The 19141-nt window shown below is 72.5% G+C and carries 19 protein-coding genes and 1 pseudogene; 9 read left to right on the top strand and 11 right to left on the bottom strand.

The genetic code is table 11. The features are described 5' to 3' along the window. Nucleotides 1-87 precede the first annotated feature (87 nt). The 6 genes from ACGFYH_RS03640 to ACGFYH_RS03615 all read left to right on the top strand — a co-directional run bounded on the left by ACGFYH_RS03640 (nucleotide 88) and on the right by ACGFYH_RS03615 (nucleotide 5973). Nucleotides 88-1458 carry an ABC transporter substrate-binding protein gene (locus ACGFYH_RS03640; RefSeq protein WP_393801467.1) on the top strand — a complete coding sequence of 457 codons (1371 nt, stop codon included), beginning with the start codon at nucleotides 88-90 and terminating at the stop codon, nucleotides 1456-1458. Then, nucleotides 1455-2399, top strand: coding sequence for a carbohydrate ABC transporter permease (locus ACGFYH_RS03635; RefSeq protein WP_393801466.1), 945 nt, complete (start codon nucleotides 1455-1457; stop codon nucleotides 2397-2399). The genes ACGFYH_RS03640 and ACGFYH_RS03635 overlap by 4 nt, the downstream gene beginning before the upstream one ends. After that, nucleotides 2396-3271 carry a carbohydrate ABC transporter permease gene (locus ACGFYH_RS03630; protein ID WP_393801465.1) on the top strand — a complete coding sequence of 292 codons (876 nt, stop codon included), beginning with the start codon at nucleotides 2396-2398 and terminating at the stop codon, nucleotides 3269-3271. The genes ACGFYH_RS03635 and ACGFYH_RS03630 overlap by 4 nt, the downstream gene beginning before the upstream one ends. After that, nucleotides 3268-4257, top strand: a complete 990-nt coding sequence (locus ACGFYH_RS03625; RefSeq protein ID WP_393801464.1) for a zinc-dependent alcohol dehydrogenase family protein — start codon at nucleotides 3268-3270, stop codon at nucleotides 4255-4257. Before ACGFYH_RS03630 ends, ACGFYH_RS03625 begins: the two co-directional genes overlap by 4 nt. A gap of 206 nt (nucleotides 4258-4463) precedes the next feature. After that, entirely contained in the window at nucleotides 4464-4697 is a 234-nt protein-coding gene (locus ACGFYH_RS03620) for a hypothetical protein (protein WP_393801463.1), read from the top strand. A gap of 55 nt (nucleotides 4698-4752) precedes the next feature. Further along, nucleotides 4753-5973 carry a TerD family protein gene (locus ACGFYH_RS03615; RefSeq protein WP_393801462.1) on the top strand — a complete coding sequence of 407 codons (1221 nt, stop codon included), beginning with the start codon at nucleotides 4753-4755 and terminating at the stop codon, nucleotides 5971-5973. Nucleotides 5974-6023: 50 nt separating this feature from the next. On the opposite strand, the gene ACGFYH_RS03610 is transcribed toward ACGFYH_RS03615, so the two are convergent. The 3 genes from ACGFYH_RS03610 to ACGFYH_RS03600 form a co-directional block, all read right to left on the bottom strand. Then, nucleotides 6024-6602: a TetR/AcrR family transcriptional regulator gene (locus ACGFYH_RS03610; protein ID WP_393801461.1), complete on the bottom strand. Its 579-nt coding sequence runs from the start codon at nucleotides 6600-6602 to the stop codon at nucleotides 6024-6026. A 459-nt stretch (nucleotides 6603-7061) separates the two neighbouring features. Next, a complete protein-coding gene (locus tag ACGFYH_RS03605) occupies nucleotides 7062-8537 on the bottom strand; it encodes a PhoX family protein (RefSeq protein WP_393801460.1) in 1476 nt (491 codons plus the stop codon). 617 nt (nucleotides 8538-9154) lie between these two features. Beyond that, nucleotides 9155-10579, bottom strand: a complete 1425-nt coding sequence (locus ACGFYH_RS03600; RefSeq protein ID WP_393801459.1) for a hypothetical protein — start codon at nucleotides 10577-10579, stop codon at nucleotides 9155-9157. A gap of 416 nt (nucleotides 10580-10995) precedes the next feature. Here ACGFYH_RS03600 and ACGFYH_RS03595 point away from each other — a divergent pair, with 416 nt between their 5' ends. Further along, a complete protein-coding gene (locus ACGFYH_RS03595) occupies nucleotides 10996-12837 on the top strand; it encodes an endonuclease/exonuclease/phosphatase family protein (RefSeq protein WP_393801458.1) in 1842 nt (613 codons plus the stop codon). 60 nt (nucleotides 12838-12897) lie between these two features. Here the strand turns inward: ACGFYH_RS03595 and ACGFYH_RS03590 are convergent, their stop codons facing one another. Together ACGFYH_RS03590 and ACGFYH_RS03585 are read right to left on the bottom strand one after the other, a co-directional pair. After that, entirely contained in the window at nucleotides 12898-13395 is a 498-nt protein-coding gene (locus tag ACGFYH_RS03590) for a DUF3618 domain-containing protein (protein ID WP_393801457.1), read from the bottom strand. After that, nucleotides 13392-13811: a phage holin family protein gene (locus tag ACGFYH_RS03585; RefSeq protein WP_393801456.1), complete on the bottom strand. Its 420-nt coding sequence runs from the start codon at nucleotides 13809-13811 to the stop codon at nucleotides 13392-13394. The genes ACGFYH_RS03590 and ACGFYH_RS03585 overlap by 4 nt, the downstream gene beginning before the upstream one ends. Before the next feature lie 180 nt (nucleotides 13812-13991). Here ACGFYH_RS03585 and dapA point away from each other — a divergent pair, with 180 nt between their 5' ends. Further along, nucleotides 13992-14912 carry a 4-hydroxy-tetrahydrodipicolinate synthase gene (dapA, locus tag ACGFYH_RS03580; RefSeq protein WP_393801455.1) on the top strand — a complete coding sequence of 307 codons (921 nt, stop codon included), beginning with the start codon at nucleotides 13992-13994 and terminating at the stop codon, nucleotides 14910-14912. Here dapA and ACGFYH_RS03575 read toward each other — a convergent pair. Next, nucleotides 14903-15114: pseudogene (locus ACGFYH_RS03575) on the bottom strand (hypothetical protein); the annotation flags it as partial. The gene dapA and the pseudogene ACGFYH_RS03575 overlap by 10 nt on opposite strands. A gap of 473 nt (nucleotides 15115-15587) precedes the next feature. Between ACGFYH_RS03575 and ACGFYH_RS03570 the strand changes: the two are divergent. Then, the gene (locus ACGFYH_RS03570; RefSeq protein ID WP_393801527.1) at nucleotides 15588-16250 is read left to right on the top strand and encodes a DNA alkylation repair protein; all 663 of its coding nucleotides are present in this window, start codon (nucleotides 15588-15590) and stop codon (nucleotides 16248-16250) included. 46 nt (nucleotides 16251-16296) lie between these two features. Here ACGFYH_RS03570 and dapD read toward each other — a convergent pair whose 3' ends face one another. From dapD to sufU, 5 genes are all read right to left on the bottom strand, one after another. Beyond that, entirely contained in the window at nucleotides 16297-17298 is a 1002-nt protein-coding gene (dapD, locus tag ACGFYH_RS03565; protein WP_393801454.1) for a 2,3,4,5-tetrahydropyridine-2,6-dicarboxylate N-succinyltransferase, read from the bottom strand. 9 nt (nucleotides 17299-17307) lie between these two features. Continuing rightward, nucleotides 17308-17901, bottom strand: coding sequence for a TetR/AcrR family transcriptional regulator (locus ACGFYH_RS03560; RefSeq protein ID WP_393801453.1), 594 nt, complete (start codon nucleotides 17899-17901; stop codon nucleotides 17308-17310). Next, the gene (locus tag ACGFYH_RS03555) at nucleotides 17901-18221 is read right to left on the bottom strand and encodes a DMT family transporter (protein ID WP_393801452.1); all 321 of its coding nucleotides are present in this window, start codon (nucleotides 18219-18221) and stop codon (nucleotides 17901-17903) included. The genes ACGFYH_RS03560 and ACGFYH_RS03555 overlap by 1 nt, the downstream gene beginning before the upstream one ends. A 107-nt stretch (nucleotides 18222-18328) precedes the next feature. Beyond that, on the bottom strand, nucleotides 18329-18661 hold the full coding sequence (locus tag ACGFYH_RS03550) for a metal-sulfur cluster assembly factor (RefSeq protein WP_055416328.1): 333 nt from the start codon (nucleotides 18659-18661) through the stop codon (nucleotides 18329-18331). Next, nucleotides 18658-19128 (bottom strand): Fe-S cluster assembly sulfur transfer protein SufU, encoded by a 471-nt coding sequence (sufU, locus tag ACGFYH_RS03545; protein ID WP_037770408.1) that lies wholly within the window; start codon nucleotides 19126-19128, stop codon nucleotides 18658-18660. Before sufU ends, ACGFYH_RS03550 begins: the two co-directional genes overlap by 4 nt. Between the last annotated feature and the right edge of the window lie 13 nt (nucleotides 19129-19141).

Genomic DNA, 19141 nt, shown 5'->3' with positions numbered 1-19141 from the left:
GCACGGCACACCCACGTCACCCCGCAGCGTTATCCGCATCCACACCCTCCAATGCCCCATACATCCCCATATGTTCAGGAGCGATCCATGCGAACCCAGAGCCGACGGAGGCCGCGAGCCACACTCGCCATGGCCGCCGCAGGGACGCTGCTCGCCCCGCTGCTCACCGGCTGCTGGGTCGGGGCGGGCGGCGCCGGATCCGGCGGCAACGCCATCAACGTCCTGATGGTCAACAACCCGCAGATGGTCGAGCTGCAGAAGCTCACCGCGGACCACTTCACCAAGGAGACCGGCATCAAGGTGAACTTCACCGTCCTGCCGGAGAACGACGTCCGCGACAAGATCAGCCAGGACTTCGCCAACCAGGCCGGCCAGTACGACGCCGCCACCCTCTCCAACTACGAGATACCGATCTACGCCCGCAACGACTGGCTGCACGAGATGAACTCATACGTCGCCGAGGACCCGGCCTACGACGAGCAGGACATCCTGCGCCCGATGCGCGAGTCCCTGACCGGCGACGACGGCAAGCTCTACGGCCAGCCCTTCTACGGCGAGTCGTCCTTCCTGATGTACCGCAAGGACCTGTTCGCCAAGGCGGGCCTGACCATGCCCGAGCACCCCACCTGGACCCAGGTGGCCGGCTTCGCCGAGAAGCTCGACGGGTCCGAGCCCGGCATGAAGGGCATCTGCCTGCGCGGGCTGCCCGGCTGGGGCGAGCTGATGGCACCCCTGACGACGGTCGTGAACACCTTCGGCGGCACCTGGTTCGACAAGGACTGGCAGGCCCGGCTCGACTCCCCCGAGTGGGAGAAGGCGACGAAGTTCTACGTCGGCCTCGTCCGCGAACACGGCGAGTCCGGCGCCGCCCAGTCCGGCTTCGCGGAGTGCCTGAACAACATGACCCAGGGCAAGGTCGCCATGTGGTACGACGCCACCTCCGCGGCCGGCTCCCTGGACGCCGCCGGGTCCCCGGTCAGGGGCAGGATCGGTTACGCGCCCGCCCCCGTGGAGAAGACGGACTCCTCCGGCTGGCTCTATACCTGGGCCTGGGGCATCCAGAAGGCCTCCCGCAACGCCGACAAGGCCTGGAAGTTCGTCTCCTGGGCCTCCAGCAAGGAGTACGAGCAGCTGGTCGGCGACGAGATCGGCTGGTCCAACGTCCCGGCCGGCAAGCGCGCCTCGACCTACGAGAACCCGGCCTACGTCAAGGAGGCCGCCGCCTTCCAGGAGATGACCAGGAAGGCCATCGAGGGCGCCAGGCCCAAGGACCCCGGCGTACAGCCGCGGCCCGCGCCCGGCATCCAGTTCGTCGGCATCCCCGAGTTCACCGACCTCGGTACCAAGGTCTCCCAGGAGATCAGCGCGGCCATCGCCGGACGCCAGTCCGTCGAAGAGGCCCTGAAGAAGTCCCAGCAGCTCGCCGAGAAGATCTCCGAGGAGTACGAGGGACGATGACCGCCACGACAACGGCCCCCTCGGCCGCACCCGAGCGCACCCGCCCCACCGTCCGTCCGCCGTCCTCCCGGCTGCGCGCCTGGGCCACCCGGGCCCCCCTCCTCCCCGCCCTGATCTTCATGATCGCGGTCACCCAGCTGCCCTTCGTGGCGACCCTGGTGATCTCCTTCTTCGACTGGAACGCCCTCTACCCGGACGCCCGCGGTTTCACCGGCTTCGCCAACTACGGCGACGTCCTGAGCGACCCGGCCCTGCGCAAGTCCGTGTGGACGACGATCCTGCTGACGGTGGCGGTCGTCCTGGCCAGCCTGGTCCTGGGCCTGGCCCTCGCCCTGCTCCTCGACCGGAGGTTCAAGGGCCGGGGCGTGGTCCGCACCCTGCTGATCGCCCCGTTCCTGGTGGTCCCCGTGGCAGCCGCCCTGCTGTGGAAGCACGTCCTCTACAACCCCGAGTACGGCCTGCTCAACGGACTGTTGCACTACGTGGGCGGACCGCAGCCGGACTGGATCTCCAACACGCCGCTGCTCGCCGTCGAGTTGTCACTGGTGTGGCAGTGGACGCCGTTCATGATGCTCATCCTGCTGGCCGGCCTGCAGAGCCGGGACCAGCAGCAGCTCGAGGCCGCCCGGGTCGACGGCGCGGGCGACTGGCAGATCTTCGTCCACCTCACCCTGCCCCACCTGCGCCGCTACCTGGAACTCGGCGCCCTGCTCGGCTCGATCTACATCGTGCAGAACTTCGACGCGGTCTTCACGATCACGTCCGGCGGTCTGGGCACGGCCAACCTGCCCTACACCGTCTACCAGAGCTTCTACCAGGCCCACGAGAACGGCCTCGCCTCGGCCGCGGGCGTCCTGGTCGTCATCGGCTCGATCATCATCGCCACCTTCGCGCTGCGCGTGGTGTCGTCCCTGTTCCGCGAGGAGGTTGGCCGCGCATGAGCGCCACCGCCGTACGACCCGCCGCCGCGGGAGCCAAGCCCCTGCGAGTCCGCCGCAAGGCGGGTGCCGGCCTGGGCCTGGTGGCCTGGCTGACCGGAATCGTCTTCTTCCTGCCCATCGCGTGGATGGCGCTGACCTCCCTCCACTCGGAGTCGGACGCGGCCACCAACCCGCCCTCCTTCGCGGCGTCGCTGACCCTGGACGGCTATCGCGAGTTCTTCGGCGCGGGCGGTGGCGCGAGCCCCTGGCCGGCGCTGGCCAACTCGGCCGTGGCGTCGATCGCCTCGACCCTCTTCGTTCTGGTCCTGGCCCTGCCCGCCGCGTACGCCCTCTCCATCCGCCCGGTGAAGAGGTGGACGGACGTCCTGTTCTTCTTCCTGTCCACCAAGATGCTGCCGGTGGTGGCGGGCCTGCTGCCGATCTACCTGTTCGCCAAGAACACCGACATGCTGGACAACATCTGGCTGCTGGTCATCCTCTACACCTCCATGAACCTGCCGATCGCGGTCTGGATGATGCAGTCCTTCCTGGCCGAGGTCCCGGTCGCGATCATCGAGGCGGCCCGGGTGGACGGCGCGAGGCTGCCCACGATCCTGGTCCGCGTGGTCGCCCCGATCGCCCTGCCGGGCATCGCCGCGACCTCCCTGATCTGCTTCATCTTCAGCTGGAACGAACTGCTCTTCGCCCGGGTGCTGACGGGCGTGGTCGCCGAGACCGCCCCCGTCTTCCTGACCGGCTTCATCACCAGCCAGGGCCTCTTCCTGGCCAAGGTGTGCGCCGCGTCGCTCGTCATCTCCCTGCCGGTGCTCGCCGCGGGGTTCGCCGCCCAGGACAAACTGGTCCAGGGCCTGTCGTTGGGAGCCGTGAAATGAAGGCCGCCGTCATCGAGTCCGTGGGCCGTGCCGTCGTCGCCGAGGTCCCGGACCCGACGCCAGGTCCGCGCGAGGTCGTCGTCGAGGTCGCCGCCTGCGGCCTGTGCGGCACCGACCTGCACATCCTCCAGGGCGAGTTCGCGCCCAAGCTCCCGATCGTGCCGGGCCACGAGTTCGCCGGCGAGGTGGTCGGCGTCGGCGCCCGGGTCACGGAGGTGGCGGTCGGCGACCAGGTCGCGGTCGACCCGTCCCTCTACTGCTACGAGTGCCGCTACTGCCGCACCGGCCACAACAACCTCTGCGAACGCTGGGCCGCGATCGGCGTGACGACGGCGGGCGGCGCGGCGCAGTACGCGGTGGCACCGGTGGCGAACTGCGTCAAGCTCCCCGAGCACGTCCGCACCCAGGACGCCGCCCTGATCGAGCCCCTGTCCTGCGCGGTCCGCGGCTACGACGTCCTCCAGTCCCGCCTCGGCGCCCACGTCCTGATCTACGGCTCCGGCACGATGGGCCTGATGATGCTGGAGCTGGCCAAGCGCACCGGCGCGGCCAGCGTCGACATGGTCGACCTCAACCCGGCCCGCCTGGAGACGGCCCGCGGCCTCGGCGTCTCCGCGTCGGCCGCGACCCCGGACGAGCTGGACCGCCCCCAGGGCTGGGACCTCGTCATCGACGCCACGGGCAACGCGGCGGCGATCCAGGACGGCCTCGACCGGGTCGCCAAGGCCGGTACGTTCCTCCAGTTCGGCGTCGCCGACTACGCGACGCGCGTGCAGATCGACCCGTACCGCGTCTACAACCAGGAGATCACCATCACGGGCTCGATGGCCGTCCTCCACAGTTACGAACGCGCCGCCGAACTCTTCGCCAACGGCGTCCTCGACCCCGACGTCTTCATCAGCGACCGCGTCGGGCTGGACCGCTACCCGCAGGCACTGGAGCAGTTCGCGGCGGGTGTGGGCCGCAAGATCGTGGTCGTGCCGTAGTACGCCCCGGGCGACGCCCGGCACACTCCGCCGGTCCGGCGTCCGACAACGAGACCGTCCAGGGAGACGAGACCGTCCAGAGGGACGAGGCCGTCCGGGCCGAAGCGGGGGCCGGAGGCGGCAGCCCTTGAGGGACGGGGCGGGGGAGGGGCGGCGGGGGCGAGAAGCCCTGGGGCGCCGCCCCCACTCCCCGTACGATCCCCCGCGTGCCCGCACCCCAAGGCTTCGCCTACACCGCCACGGCGGCCGGCACCGTCCGCGTCAGCCACCACAACCACCCCGCCACCACCCTCGACGGCGCCCGAGCCGCCCGCTTCCTCGAAGAGGTCACGGCAGGCGACCCTCAACTCGTCATGGCCCGCTGGACCGGGAACTACAAGCACGGCAACGAGCGCGCAGCCCGCGAGCACCCCCGCGACATCCCCCGGTCCCGCCGCTGACCCGATTGGCCGCCGGGTAAGGGAACGGTAAAACGCCCTCGCTCGTTCACCCGGCATGACAGCTATGACCCCCGGCTCGAACATCCCCCTCTCCGCCGCCCGCGTGACGGTGGACGTCGCCGCGCCCGTGCGGCTCGACGTATCGGGCCTGCTGCTCACCGCCGACGGCAAGGTGCGCTCCGACGACGACTTCATCTTCTACAACCAGCCCAGCGGCCAGGGCGTGACCTACCGCTCCGGCGGCGGCAGTGCCCCGGACGCGATCGTGGTCGACACCTCCGCCGTCCCGCCGGGCATCGAGAAGATCGTCGTCACGGCCAGCCCGGACGCCGCCGGCCAGACCTTCCAGGGCATCGAGCCGACCGCCACCGTCCGCGACGCGGACGACAACTCCGTCCTCGCCACCTTCACGCCTCCGCGGCTCGGCACCGAGACCGCACTGGTGATCGTCGAGGTCTACCTGCGCAACGGCGCCTGGAAGGCCCGTGCGGTCGGCCAGGGCTACTCCAACGGCCTGGCCGGCATCGCCACGGACTTCGGCGTCTCGGTGGAGGAGCCGGCCGCCCCGGTCCAGCCCGCGCCGCAGCGGCCGCAGGCCGCCACGCCGCCCCCGCCCGCCGCCGCGCCGACGATGCCCGCCGCTCCGCCGGCGATGCCCGCGGCACCGCCCGCCCCGCCGGCCCCCGCCCCGGGCGCCGGGAAGATCAACCTCGACAAGGGCCGGGTCAGCCTCCAGAAGAACCAGACCGTCTCCCTCGTCAAGGGCGGCAGGCCGATGCTCTCCCAGGTCAAGATGGGCCTCGGCTGGGAGCCGGCGTACCGCGGCAAGGACATCGACCTGGACGCGTCGGTCATCGCCTACGGCCCGCAGCGCAACCACATCGACAGCTGCTACTTCGGCAAGCTCTCCATCGTGAACGGTGCGATCAAGCACTCGGGCGACAACCTGACCGGCGAGGGCGGCGGCGACGACGAGGTGATCGTCGTCGACCTCGGCAGGCTCCCGCAGGAGGTCAGCGGCCTGGTCTTCACGGTGAACTCCTTCTCGGGCCAGAAGTTCACGGAGGTCGCCAAGGCCTACTGCCGCCTCATCGACGCCGCGAGCGGCGAGGAACTGGTCCGCTTCGACCTCACCAGCGCCGAGCCGCAGACCGGTGTGATGATGGCGAAGCTGATCCGCCAGTACTCCGGCGAGTGGGAGATGACCGCACTGGGCGACTTCGTCAAGTCCCGCACGGTGCGCGGGATGGTGAAGCCGGCGGCCAAGGCACTGTAGGCGAGCGGCCGCGGGGGCGCTCCCGGATCCGCGAGCGCCCCTTCGGCGGACTACGCCCGCAGCCCGTCCCACACCAGCGACAGATACCGGCGAACGGACGTCCCCTCCGCCGGGTCCGCCTCGCCGGTCGACTCGACCGCCGTCGCCACCCCGTGCACCAGCCTGAGTACCTCGATCGGCTCGACGTCCCGCCGCAGCGTGCCCTCGGCCTGCGCCGCCCGCACCAGCCGCCCGGCCGCGCCCCGCAGACAGTCGCCGCAGGCCGTGTCCACCGCCGAACCGCCCGCCGTGACGGCGGTGCCGAGCAGCGTCTTCATCCCGCGGACCCGGATCATCCCGGCGGCGAGTTCACCCAGCCACTCCAGCAGCGCGCCGCCCGGCGCCCGCTCGGCCGCGATCACGTCGGCGCGCGCCGCGATCGCCTCGATCCGGTCGAGGTAGGCGGCCTCCAGCAGTGCCTGCCGCGTCGGGAAGTGCCGGTACAGGGTGCCGGTCCCGACTCCCGCGCGTTTGACGATGTCCTCCAGGGACGCGCCCTCCCCGTGCTCCGCGAAGGCCACCGCCGCCGCCTCCAGCAGCCGCTCACGGTTGCGGCGGGCATCCGCGCGCATGGGCCTGACCCGCGCCATCCCGGTACTCCCTGCACACGGAGGTTCGTCGCCGCACCCTACCGCGGTCGGCAGGGGTGCGGCCCGCACCCGCGCGCGGATGCGGGTGCGGGCGGCGCCGAGGGCGGCGCGCCTGGCTCGGGCCGCCCAGGGCAGTCGGCGTCCCGGGCGGCCTCCGGCAGCGGGACCGTCCGGGACGCCGCGTCCGAGAGACCGCCGAAGGTGTGCCGGTTCGCCCTGGCCGACGGGCCGTGGCCGCCCGGCACCCGGCGAGGTTCCAGGTGGGGGCGCGCACTGCCGCGGCACCTGTTCGGTCGGGCCGCCGTGCGGCTGTGCGCGTACCGCTGCCACACCGGCGCGTTGTGCGGAGCCGGGACCCGGACCCGTGACCGCCCCGTTACGGGTGGAGGTACCTCCTGCCTTCGCACGTGGACGTTCATCACTTCGAAACGGCGGCCGTCGGTCGGGCGGCCGAATCGGTCACCGGCGCGTGTGGCGCTTCCACGGCCCGGTGATGGCCAGCATGATGCCGGGCGTCTGGATGTTGGCGTACAGGGTCCGGCCGTCGGGCGAGAAGGTGACCCCGGTGAACTCGCTGTACTCGGGGTCGTCCGCGCTGCCCAGGTTCAGTTCGTTGCGGGCGATGGGGTAGGTGCGCCCGCTGTCGGTGGCGCCGAACAGGTGCTGGACGCCGTCGCCGTCCTCGGCGATGACCAGGCCGCCGTACGGGGAGACGGTGATGTTGTCGGGGCCGTCGAAGGCGCCGTCGGCCGAGGGGGCGGCGTTGACGCCGAGCAGGACCTTCAACGTCAGGGTGCGGCGCTTGGGGTCGTAGAACCAGACCTGGCCGTCGTGCGGGCGGCCGGGGCTCTCGTCACGGGCGAAGGAGGAGACGATGTAGGTGCCGCCGTCGGCCCACCACATGCCCTCCAGCTTGCGCGCGCGGGTGACTTCACCGGCGGCGAACTGCTTGCGCACGGACGTGGTCCTCGCGTCGCGGTCGGGGACGTCGACCCAGTCGACGCCGTAGACCGTGCCGGTCCTCGTCGCGCGGGAGAGGTCGTCGACGAACTTGCCGCCGGAGTCGAAGCACTTGAATGCCTGCAGGACCCCGGCGTCGTCGGCCAGGGTGCGCAGCCGGCCGCGGCCGTGCCGGAAGTGCTCCGGCGGCGTCCAGCGGTAGAACAGGCCGTTGGGGCCGGAGGCGTCCTCGGTGAGGTAGGCGTGGCCGCGCTTGGGGTCGATGACGACGGCCTCGTGGGCGTAGCGGCCGAGTGCCTTGACCGGCTTGGGGTCCCGGTTGGCGCGGCGGTCCTCGGGGTCGACCTCGAAGACGTAGCCGTGGTCCTTGGTCATGCCGTTCCTGCCGGCCTTGTCCTCGGTCTCCTCACAGGTCAGCCAGGTGCCCCACGGGGTGCTGCCGCCCGCGCAGTTGGTGGCGGTACCGGCGATGCCGACCCACTCGGCGACCTGGCCGCCGCGGCGGACCTCGACGACCGTGCAGCCGCCGGCGGCGGCCGGGTCGTAGACGAGGCCCTCGGTGAGCGGCACGGGGTGCGGCCAGTCGTCGCGGTGGCCGCCGAGTTCGTGGTTGTTGACGAGGAGGGTGGTGCCGCGCGGGCCGTCGAAGGCAGCGGTGCCGTCGTGGTTGGACGGGGTGTACTCGCCGGACTCCAGCTTGGTCCGGCCGGAGTAGGTGATGATCTCGTACCGGAAGCCGGCGGGCAGGGCGAGGATGCCGTCCGGGTCGGGGTTCAGCGGTCCGTAACCGACGCCGCCGTGATCGTGACCATGTCCGTGTCCGTGTCCGCGGCCGTGCTCCTCCCCCGCGCTGTCGGTGTCCGTGGACGCGAGGGCGTTCGGGGCGGTGGCGAGGGCGCCGACGCTGCCCGCCAGTACGACTCCGGCGCCGGTGAGCGCGGATCGACTGGCGAAGTCCCTGCGGGTGAGTGACATGTTGTCTCCTGTGACGGTGGGCGAGCCATGGGGGGGGTGGCGGACCTCGGTCCGGCGTCACGCTTCCGCCCGCGCCTGAACGGCGGTCCCGACGGTGCCTGAACAGGAGCTGAACTGGCGACGACGCCTCCCGGCGGCCGGCCGCCTCCGCCCCCCGCAGGCCGACCGCCTCCACCCGCCGCAGGCCGGCCGCCTCCACCCGGCAGGGAGCCGTCTCCACCCGCCGCAGGCCGACCGTCTCCACCCGGCAGGGGGCCGTCTCCACACGGCAGCGGGGGGCCGACCTCCACATACCGGCCACGGACCGGTCGTCACGTACCGACCGCCGCCTTCCGGCCACGGGCCGATCGCCACGTCCCGAGTGCCGACCACAGACCAACGACCACCCCCGGCCGCAGGGCCGGCCGCCGCCTCCCAGCCGCGGACCGACCACCACCTCCAGGCCGCGCCGACCGTGTCCCCCGGCCGGAGGCGGCCAACCGCCGCTCCCCTCCGACTGCCCGGCCGTCTCTCCCGGCCCGTCGGTCGACGCGAGCGGCACGAGCAGCACGGTCGACGCGAGCGGCACGAGCAGCGCTGTCCGCGCAGGCAGCGCAGCCGCTCGCCCGCGCCGCCCGTCAGCCGCCCTGCTGGGAACGTGCCTTGAACGCCGCCTTGCGGGCCTCCTTGGCGATCTTCTTGTCGGGGTGCAGCCGCCCCATCGCCTCCAGGACGTCCGGCGTGGCCGGGTGCCCGACCCGCCAGGCCGTGTCGAAGAAGCCGCTGTGCTGACGGGCGAGACCCTCCACCAGGGCGCGCAGTTCCTCGGAGTTGCCCTCGGCCGCGAGTTGCGCGGCCACGGTGTCGATGGTCAGCCAGAAGACCATCTCCTGCGGCGGGGCCGGCACGTCCCGGGCCCCGTGCTCGGTGAGCCACACCCGGGCCAGGCCGCCCAGTTCGGCGTCGTCGAGCACCTCCCGCAGGGCGGGCTCGGCCTCGGCGCCGACGAGCGAGAGCGCCTGCTGGCAGCGCAGCCGTCGCAGGGGCGCGCCGGTGTCGGTGCCACGGGCCGCCGCCAGCAGTTCCCGGGCGGCGTCGAGCGGGCTCCGGCCGGACAGCCACAGCTCGGTCTCGGCGTGGGCCGCGGCCGGCGGGAAGGGTGCGGTGCCGTCGAGCAGCGCGTCGGCGCCCTTGTCGGCGAGGTCACCGACGGCGGGGGCCTCGAAACCGGCGTCCAGGAGCCGGGCGCGCAGTCCGTACAGACCGAGCGGGGTGAGCCGCACCATGCCGTAGCGGGCCACGTCGGCCTCGTCGACGGGGGCGGCGGGCTCCTCGTCCGCGTCGGCCATGAGCGCCTCGTCGACCGGCTGGTACTCGACGAGTCCGACCGGTCCGAGCAGCCGGAACTGGTCGTCCAGGCGCATCATCGCGTCCGACACCCGCTCCAGCACCTCGTTGCTGGGCTCGCCCATGTCACTGGGCACGATCACGGAGGCGGCCAGCGCGGGCAGCGGCACCGGGGCTTCGGGGCCGTCCCCGCCGACGGCCAGCAGGTAGAGGTTGCCGAGCACGCCGTCGAGGAACTCGGACTCGGCGTCCGGATCCCAGTCGAGGGACGACAGGTCGACCTCGCCGCCCTCGGCCATCGCGTCGACCAGGTCGTCGAGGTCGGGCACGCTCGCGTCGGCGAGTACCGCCTCCAGAGCGGTGAGCCAGACCCCGAGGACGTCCTGGGGGGAGCCGCCGGTGAGCAGGGTGAGATCCTCGCCCGCCGCCACGGTGCCCGCCTCCTCGTCGGTGATCTCGACGAGCCCGGTGTCCACGGCGATCCGCCAGGCCTCGCTCGCGTACGCGGCGGCGTCGTCCCCGCTCAGCCCGAGTTGCTCGGCCGCCGCGGGCAACTGTTCCTCGACGAGTCCGCCCCCGGCGTCGACGCGGGTGTCGGGTCCGGCCCAGCGGGCCAGCCGCGCGGCCCGCGCGAGCACCGGGGCGGACATCGCGTCGCGGGCCAGCTCCGCTTCGGGGCGCAGCCGTGCGGGCGGCAGGGTGGAGCTGTCTGACATCGGCTGTTTCTCCTCGCGCGCCTCTTGACCGCCGTACGGCCGCATCCGGACTCCGGCTCCGGCCTGCGTACGGATCACGGAGTGCGTCCGGACTGCGTACGGCTCAACGGCTCAGCCTAGACGGGTTTGAACCCATGCCGCCCGGTTCCTCTCCCCGTCGGGTGGTGTACCTGGCCGAAACCTTGACAACCGGCCTGGCCACACAGGAGATTGACGCGCGTAGAAAGCGGGGGGCGAGCCGGGGGGACAGGTGTTCACCCGGACCCATGTCGCTCCTCGGGCCCACGTGCGCCCCGTATCGGATCGTGCGCCCCGTAACGGGTCCTCGTGAGCCCGTACCGGGCTCGGACGAGCCCGTGACCCCCTCGCGCCCCACCCTCGTCCCGGCGCCACGTCACGTCCCCGGAGGGATCCCGTTGGCCAGCAAGTCCTCCACGCGCCTCGCCGCGCTCACCGTCGCCGCCGTCTGCTCGGCGGCGTCCACCGTCGCCCTCACCATGCCCGCGCACGCCGCCTCCGCGGCGGCCGAATCCGTACGTGTCCACGACATCCAGGGCAGCACCCGGCTGTCCCCTTACGCCGGCGAACAGGTCGCGGACGTGGCCGGAATCGTCACCGGCGTCCGCGGCTACGGCTCCTCCAAGGGTTTCTGGATGCAGGACCCGCGGCCGGACGCCGACCCGGCCACCAGTGAGGGCGTCTTCGTCTTCACGAGCAGGGCCCCGGAGGTCGCCGCCGGCGACGCCGTGACGGTCTCCGGCACGGTCTCGGAGTACGTACCCGGCGGTACGTCCTCGAGGAACCAGTCGGTGACCGAGATCACCCGCCCGACGGTCACCGTCGCCTCCAGCGGCAACGCGCTCCCGGCCGCGACGACCGTCTCCGCCCGCTCCGTGCCGTGGGCGTACGCCCCCGAGGGCGACGAGGCGGCGAACGGGTCGGTCAACGGCCTGCCGCTGCGGCCCGCGAGGTACGCCCTGGACTACTACGAGTCCCTGGAGGGCATGCGCGTCCGGGTCGCCGACGCCCGTGTGGTCGGCGCCTCGGACCCTTACACCGAGCTGTGGGTCACGGTGAAGCCGTGGGAGAACCCGAACCGCCGCGGCGGCACGGTCTACGGCTCCTACGCCGCCCAGAACACCGGCCGGCTGCAGATCCAGTCGCTGGGCAAGCCGGCCGACTTCCCCGCCGCCGACGTGGGCGACACGCTCACCGGCACCACCGCCGGTCCGCTGGACTACAACCAGTACGGCGGCTACACCCTGGTCGCGGGCGAGACCGGCGCCCTGGAGCGCGGCGGCACGGAGCGCGAGTCGACGCGTCGGCAGAGCGCCCGCGAGCTGGCGGTGGCCACGTACAACGTCGAGAACCTCGACCCGTCCGACGACACGTTCGCGGCACACGCCGACGCGATCGTGCACCACCTGAAGTCGCCCGACATCGTGTCCCTGGAGGAGATCCAGGACAACAACGGCGCCACGGACGACGGCACGGTGGCCGCCGACGCGACGGTCGGCAAGCTGATCGACGCGATCGTCGCGGCCGGCGGCCCGCGCTACGACTGGCGCGGCATCGACCCGTTCGACAGGACGGACGGCGGCCAGCCGGGCGGCAACATCCGCCAGGCGTTCCTGTTCAACCCCGAGCGGGTCTCCTTCACCGACCGCGCGGGCGGCGACGCGATCACCGCGACCGGGGTGCGGAAGGTGCGCGGCAAGGCGGCGCTGACCCTCTCCCCCGGCCGGGTCGACCCGGCGAACGCGGCCTGGGAGGACAGCCGCAAGCCGCTGGCGGGCGAGTTCGTCTTCCGCGGCCGGACGGTCTTCGTCATCGCCAACCACTTCAACTCCAAGGGCGGCGACCAGGGTCTGGCGGCGCAGTACCAGCCGCCGTCGCGCAGCTCCGAGACCCAGCGCCACGCCCAGGCGAAGGTGGTGAACACCTTCGTCAAGGAGGTCCTGGCCACCCAGAGGAACGCGGACGTCGTCGCCCTCGGCGACATCAACGACTTCGAGTTCTCGACGACCGCCCGCATCCTGGAGGACGACGGGGTCCTGTGGTCCGCGGTCAAGTCGCTGCCGAGGAGCGAGCGTTACTCGTACGTCTACCAGGGCAACAGCCAGGTCCTCGACCAGATCCTGGTCAGCCCGTCGGTCCGGCACGGCGGTCACCTGTCCTACGACAGCGTGCACGTCAACGCCGAGTTCCACGACCAGATCAGCGACCACGACCCGCAGGTGCTGCGGTTCCGTCCCTGACCGCAGGTGTGGCGAGGGGCCCCGTCCGGGGTCCCTCGCCACCCTCGCCCCCCTGTGCGCTCAGCGGTGCCCGTGCAGACGGCGTCGCATGAGGCTCGCCGCCACCACCACGCCCGCCGCCGCCCCGGCGACCAGCACGGCACGCGGGTGCCCGAGCCCCGCCCGTACGGCACCGCGAGCGCGCCCCGTCGGCACGTGCCGCTCCGCGGTGTCACGGGCCCGGCCCGCCTTGTCGCGCGCGGTGTTCCTGGCCCGGCCCGCCGTGTCCTGCGCGGTGTGACCGGCCCGGCCCGCCCTGTCCTGGACGGCGTGCCCTGCCTGTGCGGCGGAACTGCGCAGTTGCACGGTCATGGCACCGGCCTTGTCCCGCAGGTCGGCGGCCCGAACCTTGGCGCGGCCCTTCACGTCCGCCTTGCCCGCCAGCTCCTCGACGGTGTCGCCGAGCTGTCCGCGGGTCTGTTCGATCTGCCTGCGCAGCTCGTCGGGGCCCTTGGCCCCGCCGACCGGCCGCGCGGTGGAGCCGCTCCCCGTACCGTCCCGGCTCGTCGCCTCGGTCATCGATGTGCCCTTTCCCTGATCTGGTCCACGTCGGCCCTGACACTGCCGAGGGTCTCCTCGGGCTTGGGCGGCACGGCCCGGCGGAGCTGGGCGCGCCCGGTCATGGCGAGTACGGCGGCGACGACGAAGAGCGCCCCCGTCACGATGAGCGCCGCGGCCCATACGGGCAGCACCAGCGAGAGCGCGGCGGTGGCCGTGCCGGCCAGGGCGAACAGACCGACGTAGGCGATGGCGCCCGCGGCACCGAGCAGTCCGCCGCCGCGCCCGGCACGCCTGCCCTTCTCGGCCAGCTCCATCTTGGCGAGGGCCACTTCCTGGCGCACGAGCCGGGAGAGCTGTTCGGTGGCCTGACCGACGAGTTCGCCCACGGAGTGCTGCTCGTCGCGCACCGGCCTGGTGTGCATGGTTCCGGTCACGGTGTTCCCGCCTCCTCTCGGTTCGGAGCACCCCGGGTACCCCGGCCCGAGCGGCGCTACCCCTGCCCTCGCCCTCGCCCTCCCCTCTGCCGGAACGGCCCCGCCACCGAAGCGTTCCTTATCGGTACCTCGTAGGAGAATTAAGTGGAGCTACACGGTCCGACCGCCGACACTACTTCCATGACGACAGACGACGACCGCCCCGCCCCCTTCGGCCGCACCCTGTGCGCCATGGTCACGCCCTTCACCGGGTCCGGCGCCCTCGACCTCGACGGTGCCCAGCGGCTCGCCGAGCGGCTGGTCTCGCGGGGCTGTGACGGCCTGGTGCTGTCCGGCACCACGGGCGAGTCGCCGACCACCACGGACGCCGAGAAGGCGGCGCTGGTCACGGCGGTGCGCGAGGCGGTCGGGGACCGTGCGGCGCTCGTCGCCGGGGTCGGTACCGCCGACACCCGGCACACCGTGGAACTGGCCCTGGCCGCCGAGAAGACGGGCGCGGACGGACTGCTGGTGGTCGCGCCGTACTACAGCAGGCCCCCGCAGGACGCCCTGGAGGCGCACTTCCGGGAGGTCGCCGACGCGAGCGGCCTGCCCGCCGCCCTCTACGACATCCCGGCCCGCACCGGCATCCGTATCGAACCCGACACCCTCGTCCGCCTCGCGGAGCACCCGCGGATCGTCGCCGTCAAGGACTGCGCCCACGACCTCCTCGGCACCCAGAAGGTGCTCTCCCGCACCGGCCTGGCGTACTACGCGGGCTGCGACGAGCAGATCCTCGCCCTGTACGCGGTCGGCGCGACGGGATACGTCAGCACCGTCGCCAACGTCGTCCCGGACCTGTTCCGGGCCGTCCTCGACGCCTTCGACGCGGGCGACACCGGGCGCGCCGCCCTGCTCCAGCGACGGGCGATCCCGCTCATCGAGCCGATGATGGCGGCCGGCCTGCCCGGCACGGTCGCCGCCAAGGCCCTCCTCGGCGCGCTGGGCCTGCCGGCGGGCCCGGTCCGCGCACCGCTGCGGGACGCCGACCGGGAGACCACGGCCGCGCTGCTGGCGGCGTACGAGGAACTGGTCGCCGACGCGGGCCGGGCCCAGGCGTAGCCGTCGCCGAACAGCAGGGTGTGCTCCAGCACGTCCTCCGGGGGGTCGTCGATCTGCTGCCCGACGTGGACGTTGAGGAGCCCCACGCGGGGTCCGTTGTGCGAACCGGTGGTCGTCTCGTCGGCGTGCGCGTCCCCGCGGCCCCCACCGGGAGGCAGCACACCAGCACCGCGGCGCCCGCCCCGGCCGGCCGGCGCGCCACGCTCCCCGCCCGTTCGTTGGTCGTCCCGGGCCCCTCGTTCCGTCGGACCGGCGTCTGATCGACTCCGCGTCCACCCGTTCATCCGCCAGGACCACCGGAAGGCCACGGGGAGTCATCCGTACGTGCGCGCGTGGCACCGCCCGCCCCAAGCGCCGGCGGTGCGCCGCACCCACCGCCCTCGGTCCTCGCGACGAGCGGAGCACGCTCCGTGGCCCGTGGCGTGCCGGGCGGACACGCATCCGGGACAACGGGCTGCCGCTGGTGGAGCGACCCCTGCGAGCCGTGCCCCGACGACCTCCCTACCGGGCTCGGCACCACGGCCGGCCAGGCCCGCGTCACCGCGCTGCTGAAGCGGCACCGGGCCCTGAAGGGTGAACGCCGTAGGCTGGGCCCCGCAGGTGACCGACAGGGGGCGACAGGAGGCGGCCGACGTGCCGGAGAACACGCCGACCGGGCCGACGGCGGCCGAGGTGATGGCCGAGCTGGCCGGGCTCGAGGACCCCAGGATCCGGGCGGTGAACGAGAAGCACGGCGACGACCACGGGGTGAACCTCACCAGGCTCCGCGCGCTCGCCAGGCGGCTGAAGACCCAGCCGGAACTCGCGCGCCGCCTCTGGGCGACGGACGACACCGCCGCACGGCTGCTCGGGATCCTGATCTGCCGCCCCAGGACCTTCGCGCGCGACGAGTTGGACACCATGCTGCGCGAGGCGCGCACGCCCAAGGTGCACGACTGGCTCGTCACCTACGTGGTGAAGAAGAACCCGCACGCCGAGGACCTGCGCGTGGCCTGGAGCGCCGATCCCGACCCCGTCGTCGCGAGCGCCGGCTGGGCACTGACGACCGAACGCGTGACGAGGAAGCCCGCGGGCCTGGACCTGCCGGGGCTGCTCGACACCGTCGAGACGCGGATGAAGGACGCCCCGGACCGCCTCCAGTGGGCGATGAACCACTGTCTGGCCCGGATCGGCATCGACCACCCCGAGCACCGCGCCCGCGCGATCGCCGTCGGTGAGCGCCTCGGGGTCCTGAAGGACTACCCGACTCCCCCGGGCTGCACCTCCCCGTACGCCCCCGTCTGGATCACGGAGATCGTGCGCCGTCAGCAGGACAGGGCCGCCAAAGGCAACGCGTGAGCGCCCTCCCCGCGACGGGCCGGGAGGGCGCTCGGCGGACACACCGTCAGTTGTGGCTGTGCAGGACCTCGTTCAGGCCGCCCCATACCGCGTTGTTCGGGCGGGCCTCGACCGTGCCCGTGACCGAGTTGCGGCGGAAGAGGATGTGGGAGGCGCCGGAGAGTTCGCGGGCCTTGACGATCTGGCCGTCGGGCATCGTGACGCGGGTGCCTGCGGTGACGTAGAGACCGGCCTCGACCACGCACTCGTCGCCCAGCGCGATGCCGACGCCCGCCTCGGCGCCGACCAGGCAGCGCTCGCCGATGGTGATGCGGACGTTGCCGCCGCCGGAAAGGGTGCCCATGGTGGAGGCGCCGCCGCCGATGTCGGAGCCGTCGCCGACGACGACGCCCGCGGAGATGCGGCCCTCGACCATCGAGGTGCCGAGCGTGCCGGCGTTGAAGTTGACGAAGCCCTCGTGCATGACGGTGGTGCCCTCGGAGAGGTACGCGCCGAGACGGACCCGGTCGGCGTCGGCGATGCGGACGCCCTTGGGGGCGACGTAGTCCGTCATGCGGGGGAACTTGTCGATCGAGGTGACCTGGAGGTGCAGGCCCTCGGCGCGGGCGTTGAGGCGGACCTTCTCGACGTCGTCGACGGCGACCGGGCCCAGCGAGGTCCAGGCGACGTTGGCGAGGTGGGCGAAGATGCCGTCCAGGCTCTGGCCGTGCGGCTCGACCAGGCGGTGCGAGAGCAGGTGCAGGCGCAGGTAGACGTCGTGCGTGTCGACCGGCTTCTCCTCCAGCGAGGAGATGACCGTGCGGACCGCGACCACCTCGACGCCGCGGCGGGCGTCCGGACCGACCGCGGCGGTCGCGCCGCCGCCCAGGAGTTCGGCGGCCTGCTCGGCGGTGAGCCGCTCGGTACCTGACGGGCCAGGGCCCTCGGCACTCGCGGCGGTCAGTTCGGGAGCCGGGAACCAGGTGTCGAGGACGGTGCCGTCGGCGGCGATCGTGGCGAGGCCGGCGGCCACGGCGCCGGTGGTGCGGGGAGCAGTCGTGTCGGTCATGAGGGCAACCTAACCGGCCGTCCGCCGTGGATGCGAGCCGGGGCCGGGGTCGTCCCGGGTGCCGGGCGCGGGGATCAGCCGCGTCAGCACCTCCCGCGCGTACGCCTCGTCGTACGGCGTGTCCATGAGCAGGACCTGGAGGCAGATGCCGTCCAGTACGGCGACCAGTGCGCGGGCCGTGGTGGGGTCCGTGCGGGCGGCGAGCAGGGCGCCCACGCCCTCGGCCCACTCCGCGGCGACCGGGCGCAGCGCCGGGCGGCGCAGGGCGGCGAGGTACAGCTCGTACTCCAGCTCCACGCCGGTGCGGTCGCCGCCCAGCCATTCACCCAGGACGCGGGCCAGTTCGCCGGGCAGGTCGGCCTCGGGGTCGGACAGGGCGGGATGGGCGGCGACGACCTTGGCGAAGCCCTCGTTGGCCTGCCGCAGGGCGGCGACCATCAGGTCGTCCAGGGTCGCGAAGTGGTACGTCGTGGAGCCGAGCGGCACGTCCGCCTCGGCGGCGGCGGTGCGGTGGCTGAGACCCGCGATGCCGGCCCGTCCGACGACCGCGATCGCCGCGTCGATGATGCGCTGGCGGCGCTCCGGGTCGTGGCGGCGGGGCATCAGTGCGCACCCCCCAGATTGAGGACGACGACGCCGATGATGATGAGCGCGATGCCGGCGGCCTTGGTGAGGGTCATCCCCTCCCCCAGGAACGCCACCCCGATCGTGGCGATGGCCGCCGTCCCCACCCCGGCCCAGATGGCGTACGCGGTGCCGACGGCGAGGAGCTTCAGGGTCTGGGCGAGCAGCGCGAAGGAGAGTACGTAGGCGAGTGCCGTCAGCAGGGACGGCACCAGCTTGCTGAAGCCCTCGCTGTACTTCATGGCGGTGGTGCCGGCGACCTCGGCGGCGATGGCTCCGGCCAGGAGCAGGTATCCCATGCGTACGAGCGTACATAACGACGGCGGGCAGGTATACGGAAACGGCGGCACCCGAAGGCGTCGCCGTTTCCGCGTCCGGTGGTGTTCCGGACGCCGCGCGGTATGTCTCAGACGTTGAACCCGAGCGCGCGCAGCTGCTCGCGGCCGTCGTCGGTGATCTTGTCCGGGCCCCACGGCGGCATCCACACCCAGTTGATGCGCAGCTCGTTGACGATGCCGTCCGTCGCGGACTTGGCCTGGTCCTCGATCACGTCCGTCAGCGGACAGGCCGCCGACGTCAGGGTCATGTCGATGGTCGCGATGTTCGCGTCGTCGATGTGGACGCCGTAGATCAGGCCCAGGTTGACGACGTCGATGCCCAGCTCGGGGTCCACGACGTCCAGCAGGGCCTCGCGGACCTCCTCCTCGGAGGCCGGCTTCATTTCCACGGTCTCACTCATGCCGTCGTCTCCTTCTCGGCGTCGGCGCCGTCCAGTGCCTGGGCCGTCGCGTCCTTCCATGCCATCCAGCTCAGCAGGGCGCACTTGACCCGGGCCGGGTACTTCGAGACCCCGGCGAACGCGACCGCGTCCTCCAGGACCTCCTCCATCGCGTCGTCGGGCTCGATCCTGCCCTTGGACTGCATCAGCTCCAGGAAGGTCTCCTGGATGCGCTGCGCCTCGGCGAGGTCCTTGCCGACCAGCAGGTCGTTCAGCACGGAGGCGCTCGCCTGGCTGATCGAGCAGCCCTGGCCCTCGTAGCTGACGTCGCTGATCGTGGTGCCGTCGTACTTCACGCGGAGCGTGATCTCGTCACCGCAGGTCGGGTTGACGTGGTGAACCTCGGCGTCGCCATCCCGCAAGCCCCGCCCGTGCGGGTTCTTGTAGTGGTCCAGGATGACTTCCTGGTACATGGAGTCCAGCTTCATGCTCTTCGCTCGT

It is taken from the genome of Streptomyces sp. NPDC048392 (assembly GCF_043200575.1).
GTDB lineage: Bacteria > Actinomycetota > Actinomycetes > Streptomycetales > Streptomycetaceae > Streptomyces.
This window is presented reverse-complemented; position numbering and strand designations above follow the sequence as displayed.